Consider the following 6272-nt stretch of genomic DNA (forward strand, 5'->3'; position numbering starts at 1 on the left):
TCAAAGGAGATCATAATGAAACGCTCGTTACTTAGTCAGTGTTTATTATCCGCATTGGTTGTTGGTGCTGCGGCTCAGCCTGTTTACGCACACAGCCAAGATCCTCAAAAACCGAACGTGCTGGTTATTGTAATGGACGATTTAGGCACAGGCCAGCTTGATTTCGCCATTGACAGCTTAGACAAGAACGAATTAAGCAAACGCCCTGTTGCTGCTCGTTATCAAGGTGATTTAGATAAAATGATTGACGCCGCACAGCGTGCAATGCCGAATGTGTCTAAATTAGCCGCAACAGGGGTAAAAATGACCAATGCGTTCGTTGCTCACCCTGTTTGTGGCCCATCTCGTGCAGGGATTTTGACAGGACGTTATCCAGCGTCATTTGGTATTTATAGTAATGATGATTCTTTCAACGGTATTCCACTTGATGTGAAGCTGTTGCCAGCATTATTCCAAGAAAATGGCTATGCCACGGCGAATATTGGTAAATACCATAATGCTCGAGTGAATAAAGACAGAAAAATTGGACGTATCACTAAGCCTGATGATGTAAAAACCCGTGATTACCACGATAACTTCTCATCTGTACCAGATAAAGGTTATTTCCCAACAGATCGTGGTTTTGATTATTCTTACAGCTATTTTGTATCAGGGGCGGCATTGTGGAATTCCCCAGCACTATGGCGTAATGACAAACCGATTGAAGCACCGGGCTATTTAACCCATAATTTAACCAATGAAGCACTGCAATTTATTGATAAAACAGGCGATAAACCGTTTTTCTTAAATCTTGCTTATAGCGTACCACACATTCCATTGGAAGAAGCATCACCTGCCAAATATATGGATCGTTTCAATACAGGGAATGTGGAGGCCGATAAATATTTTGCGGCGATCAATGCGGCTGATGAGGGCATTGGTAAAATCATCGACAAATTAAAAGCTGACGGCAAATTAGATAACACCATTATTTTCTTCTTATCCGACAATGGTTCGGTTCACGAAGCGCCAATGCCATTAAATGGAATGGATCGTGGCTTTAAAGGACAAATGTATAACGGTGGTGTGCGAGTGCCATTCATCGTTTCTTGGCCGGGACACATTCCAGCGGATACTAAAAATGACAGCTTAATTTCTGCGGTAGATATTCTGCCAACAGCACTGAAAGCAGCGAATATTAAAGTGCCAGCTTCTTTAAAACTGGACGGACGTGATATTTTGCCAGTGTTAGAAGGCAAAGAAAAAGTTTCACCGCATAAATATCTCTATTGGGCGGGGCCAGGTGCGAAACATTATAGTGAGGATAACCAAAAGTTCTGGGCGGATTATTGGAAATATATCACCTATAACACCAATGATGCACCGAAAAATCCAAACTTAGAAAAACTCTCGAAAAGCTCGTGGGCAATTCGCGATCAAGATTGGGCGTTATATTTCTACAATGACGGAAGTAACAAACTTCATCTTTATCACGACAAAGTTGACCCAGCAGAAAGCCAAGATGTGGCTGATAAATATCCAGAAAAAGTAAAAGAATTGCAAAAAGCATTTTACGACTGGATCAGCACACAACCAAAACCAATGGCGTGGAATCCTGAAGAATTCCAAGCGATTGAGGCTTCAGCAAAAGCAAAATAATCTGATGAATCAGCCACTGTTATGGTGGCTGATTTTTTTGAGGAAGAATGATGACAAAAATTACGCTAAGCATTCTAGATAAAGACGATAATATTAAACTGTGTAAAAGTGCGTTTGATTTCTTAATGCTCACCTACAAAGGTGAGTATCAAACAGGCGATCGCATTTGTATTGAAACAGATAATGCACCTTGCTATTTAAAATTACGTTTAGAAGACAGCCTTGAAAGCAGCCTTGTTTATTTAACTGAAAATCGCTTTGAATACCGCATTCCCTTTGGCGATGACAGACGTTTATTTAACAGCGATAAGGCATTCCAAGGGGGCATTCATTTTCTATGGGTACGCGTAGCCAGAGATTACGAAGTGGCGCGATATGGCAATCTTGCCTTTAATCCGTATTTTCAACCACAGCAAACGAGCGTTTATCCTCGTATCAGTAGCAACATTGTGGCGAGCAACATTCGTTTTGCGCCATACAATGTGATTGACGGTGTTTTTGACAGCAATGCACACGGTTCTTACCCTTTCACTTCTTGGAGTAACGCGCAAGATCCGAATGCAGAATTAAAAATTGAATTTGGACGCAACGTAGAAGTTGATGGACTTGTGCTCATTTTGCGCGCAGATTTTCCGCACGATGCGTGGTGGCAACAAGTTAGCGTACAGTTTTCTGATGGCTCAGAAGAAATCTTAAATTTAGCAAGAACAGGGCAACCCCAGTTTTTCCAATTTGCCAAACGGCAATGCGACTATCTGCAATTAACGCATTTTGTGAAAGCGAAAGATCCATCACCGTTTACGGCATTAAGCCAAATTGAAGTATTAGGCAGAAATATTTAAGAATGAAAAAAAGATAAGAAAATGAAAGTAAAATAAAATTTTGTGCTGATAAGTTAATCTTTTTCAATATCTTGGTTTTCGTTTTGTTTCATTTTGCTTTATTTTGGTCTATAATTTTTAATGTCACATCTTAAAGGACGAAAAGATGAAAAGTGCAATTGAAAGACGAATGGAGATTGTCGCAATAGTCAATAAAAATTCTTCTGCCCGTGTGGAAGATTTGGCTGAAACCTTTTCTGTTTCTACCGTTACTATTCGGCAAGATCTCAATTTTTTAGAAAAAAATGGCTATATTGTGCGTTCCCACGGTGGTGCTGTACCGAATAAAGGAATGATCGCAGAATTAAGCAATGCCGAAAAAAGACATCGTAATTTAGGGGCAAAAAATAAGATTGCGGAAGCCGCGCTAAAACTGATTAATGACGATGATATTATTATTTTAGATTCAGGCACGACCACGCGAGAAATTGCTGCGGCGTTGAAAAAATCCGCAGTGAAAAATGTGCTGGTAATGACAAATGGGCTAGATATTGCTTCTGAATTAGCCGATGCAGAAAATGTGGAAGTGCTAATGACAGGCGGGAAATTACGCAAAAATGCAATGTCTTTCTCTGGCCCACAAGCAGATGCGAGTTTAGCAAACTATTGTTTCAGCAAAGTATTTTTGGGCGTTGATGGATTTGATATTCAAGCAGGTATTACTACGCATAATGAGCAAGAGGCGAATCTCAACCGCATTATGTGCGAGATTTCTAATCAAGTGATTGCGGTAACGGATTCCTAAATTTGGTAAAAAAAGTTGCCACGTTATCCGCAAATTTGCCGATATTGATGTATTAATTACCGATTCTGGCATTTCTCCTGAATATTTGACCGCACTTCAGGAAAATAATATTGAAGTGATTATTGTAGATTAAGAGGAAAAACAATGCGTTATGCCATTAAACCCGAAAAAGTGATGACGTCATCAGGGGAGTTACTGAATAAATATGTGGTGATAAATCAAGGCAAAATCGAACGTATCCAAGTAGAAAAGCCCACTGATTGCGATGTACATTATTATCCTGACAGCTATCTTTCTGCGGGGTTCATTGATGTGCATATTCACGGCCGCGCAGGGGCAGATGTGATGGACGAAAACGACACTGCACTGGCTACCATTGCACAAGCGCTACCACAAACAGGGGTTACCGCGTGGGTAGGAACGACTGTTTCAGCCCCTTGGGCGAATATTCTTTCCTCAATGCAACGAATGAAAGATTACATTCGGCAAGGGCGACAATCTGGTGCGGAATTGTTGGGGAGCTTTATGGAAGGGCCTTATTTTACCGAACGCCATCGTGGCTCGCACCCAACCGAATATTTAATGCCACCAACGATTCCACAGCTAGAAGAATTATTGCAAATTTCCGACCGCACTTTATTACGGGTCGCTATTGCACCTGAAATCGAAAATGCCGAACCTGCTATTAAATGGTTGGTGGAAAATGGCGTAAAGGTGTCTGTGGCACACACTAACGCCACCTTTGAGCAAGTGACCAAAGCCTATTATTTAGGGGCAGATTGCGGTGTGCATTTATTCAATGGAATGAGTGCATTGCACCACCGCGAGCCAGGTTGCACGGGGGCGGTGTTATATCACGATATGCTGGCGGAAATTATTGCAGATGGCATTCACGTTCACCCAGCCGTATTAAATTTAGCTTATAAATTAAAAACTTACCGCAGAATGGTGTTGATCACGGATTGTATGCGCGCAGGTGGCTTGCCAGATGGTGAGTACACATTAGGCGTGCAAACCGTGCGGGTAGAAAACGGTCAAGCGAGAACCTTTGACGGCTCTCTTGCAGGTAGCACTTGCAGCCTGGATCAGGCCTTACGCAATATGGTATTTAAAGCCGATGTTCCTGTATGGGAAGCCATTCAAATGGTTACCACCATTCCCGCCACTTATTTAGGTGTGGCAGATCGCATTGGTGATATTGCTGTCGGCAAAGAAGCAAATTTCACCTTATTAAACAAAGAATTACAAGTTCAAGCCACTTATATTCAAGGGGAACAAGTTTATAAGTGCGGTGAAAAATCTTAAGATTTTTATATTTACAAAGATGGAGAGAAAACAATGTCAAAGTTAAGAACTGAACGTTTAAAAAATTATGTAGCCAAGACAATTTAATTGCGGCACTCGCCATTGACCAACGTGGTGCATTACGCCGTATGTTGGGCGAAGACGCAACGAATGAGCAACTTGCTGAGTTTAAAGTATTGGTGTCTGAATACTTAACCCCTTATGCCTCATCTATTTTGCTTGACCCAGAAGTGGGCTGGAAAGCGGCTGAAAAACGTGCTGCCAACGCGGGTTTATTAATGGCTTATGAAAAAACAGGTTATGACAAAACCCAACCGGGTCGCTATCCAGATTTAATTGACGATGTTTCCGTGCAACGTTTAAAAGCCAAAGGTGCAGATGGCATCAAATTATTGCTTTATATCGACATTGACGAAGGCAAAGAAGTGAATGATCGCAAAGAAGCCTTTGTAGAACGGGTGGCTTCAGAATGTAAAGCAGAAGAAATGCCATTCTTCCTTGAGCTTGTAAGCTATGACGCGAATATTTCTGATCCGAAAGAATACGCGAAAATCAAACCGCGCAAAGTGATCGAAGCGATGAAATTATTCTCCGAACCACGTTTTGGCGTTGATGTATTAAAAGTGGAAGTGCCAGTGGATATGAAATTTGTCGAAGGTTTCGCAGAGCAGGAAGCGGTATATAGTCAAGCACAAGCCCAAGCCTACTTCAAAGAACAAAGCGATGCCACCGAAATTCCATTTATCTTCTTAAGTGCAGGTGTGAGTTCCTCCTTATTCCTTGATACGTTACGTTTTGCTAAAGAGGCTGGTTGCGATTTCAACGGCGTATTATGCGGACGTGCCACTTGGGCAGGTGCTGCGGAAATCTTTAAAGCAGAAGGGGCAGAAGCAGCAAAACAATGGCTACTCAACGAAGGCAAAGCCAACATTGAAGCCCTTAATGCCGTACTAAAAGAAACCGCACAGCCGTTAAACATTTAATCCGATGGCGTGACGCAGAGAAGATACATAGAAAAAGAGCGGTCTATTTTAGACCGCTTTTCTTATTTGAAACATTGTTTTGAAAAATGTTAGATCAAGATCACAAAATCAAAACTTATTCATAGACAGAACGGATATTCTAGTTTAAATTCAATTTTGTTTGGCTAGATATAAGTTTATAGAATATTAATTAATACATTTTATGCTAGACAATATTATAAACATTCCACAATTACTCGGTATTTTGGCTTTTATATTAGGAGTAATTTGTTTTTACCAAAAGAATGATAAAAAGCTCAAAATTGTGATGTTGATTCAAAATATCACCTATATGAGCCATTTTATTTTATTAGGTGCAAATGTAGCGGCATTAAGTTCGTTACTTTCCACCTTAAGAACGGCAACATCTATTTATGTTTCATCAAAATATATTGCCTTCTTTTTTGTTTTATTAGGGATTATTTTTGGCTATGTCATTGCAGATTCCGTTTGGCAGGTTTTCCCAATTATTGCCTCAACCATTGGAACAATTTCATTATTTTTATTAAAAGGCATTCCAATGCGTTTATTTATGTTAATCGGCTCGGCTTGTTGGCTAACAAATATATTTTAGTGGGATCTTTAGGTGGCGTGTTATTAGAAAGCACGGTTATGGTGGTAAATACCATCACTATTATTCGTTTAATGCGTTCAAACTTATAGATAATGATTCATTTCATC

The 6272-nt window shown here is 40.5% G+C and carries 5 protein-coding genes and 1 pseudogene; all 6 read left to right on the forward strand.

The window, feature by feature from the left end:
• Nucleotides 1-15 precede the first annotated feature (15 nt).
• The 6 genes and pseudogenes from C3Z13_RS02835 to C3Z13_RS02860 all read left to right on the forward strand — a co-directional run bounded on the left by C3Z13_RS02835 (nt 16) and on the right by C3Z13_RS02860 (nt 6254).
• Entirely contained in the window at nt 16-1638 is a 1623-nt protein-coding gene (locus C3Z13_RS02835) for a sulfatase family protein (protein WP_017806045.1), read from the forward strand.
• A 47-nt stretch (nt 1639-1685) separates the two neighbouring features.
• Nucleotides 1686-2480, forward strand: a complete 795-nt coding sequence (locus C3Z13_RS02840; protein WP_146256855.1) for a carbohydrate-binding protein — start codon at nt 1686-1688, stop codon at nt 2478-2480.
• Between the two features lie 145 nt (nt 2481-2625).
• Nucleotides 2626-3264: a transcriptional repressor AgaR gene (gene agaR, locus C3Z13_RS02845; RefSeq protein ID WP_245872515.1), complete on the forward strand. Its 639-nt coding sequence runs from the start codon at nt 2626-2628 to the stop codon at nt 3262-3264.
• 144 nt (nt 3265-3408) lie between these two features.
• Nucleotides 3409-4569, forward strand: a complete 1161-nt coding sequence (gene nagA / locus C3Z13_RS02850) for an N-acetylglucosamine-6-phosphate deacetylase (protein WP_103854942.1) — start codon at nt 3409-3411, stop codon at nt 4567-4569.
• A gap of 86 nt (nt 4570-4655) precedes the next feature.
• Nucleotides 4656-5552: a tagatose 1,6-diphosphate aldolase gene (locus C3Z13_RS02855; protein WP_103854943.1), complete on the forward strand. Its 897-nt coding sequence runs from the start codon at nt 4656-4658 to the stop codon at nt 5550-5552.
• Nucleotides 5553-5754: 202 nt separating this feature from the next.
• Nucleotides 5755-6254: pseudogene (locus C3Z13_RS02860) on the forward strand (YgjV family protein).
• The last annotated feature ends 18 nt before the right edge of the window (nt 6255-6272 follow it).

The sequence above is a fragment of the Avibacterium endocarditidis genome, from assembly GCF_002921145.1.
GTDB lineage: Bacteria > Pseudomonadota > Gammaproteobacteria > Enterobacterales > Pasteurellaceae > Avibacterium > Avibacterium endocarditidis.

Excerpts from the sequence above, each read along its gene's own strand:
- C3Z13_RS02835 (WP_017806045.1), top strand. The coding sequence starts at position 16 with ATGAAACGCTCGTTACTTAGTCAGTGTTTATTATCCGCATTGGTTGTT.
- C3Z13_RS02840 (WP_146256855.1), top strand. The coding sequence starts at position 1,686 with ATGATGACAAAAATTACGCTAAGCATTCTAGATAAAGACGATAATATT.
- agaR (WP_245872515.1), top strand. The coding sequence starts at position 2,626 with ATGAAAAGTGCAATTGAAAGACGAATGGAGATTGTCGCAATAGTCAAT.
- nagA (WP_103854942.1), top strand. The coding sequence starts at position 3,409 with ATGCGTTATGCCATTAAACCCGAAAAAGTGATGACGTCATCAGGGGAG.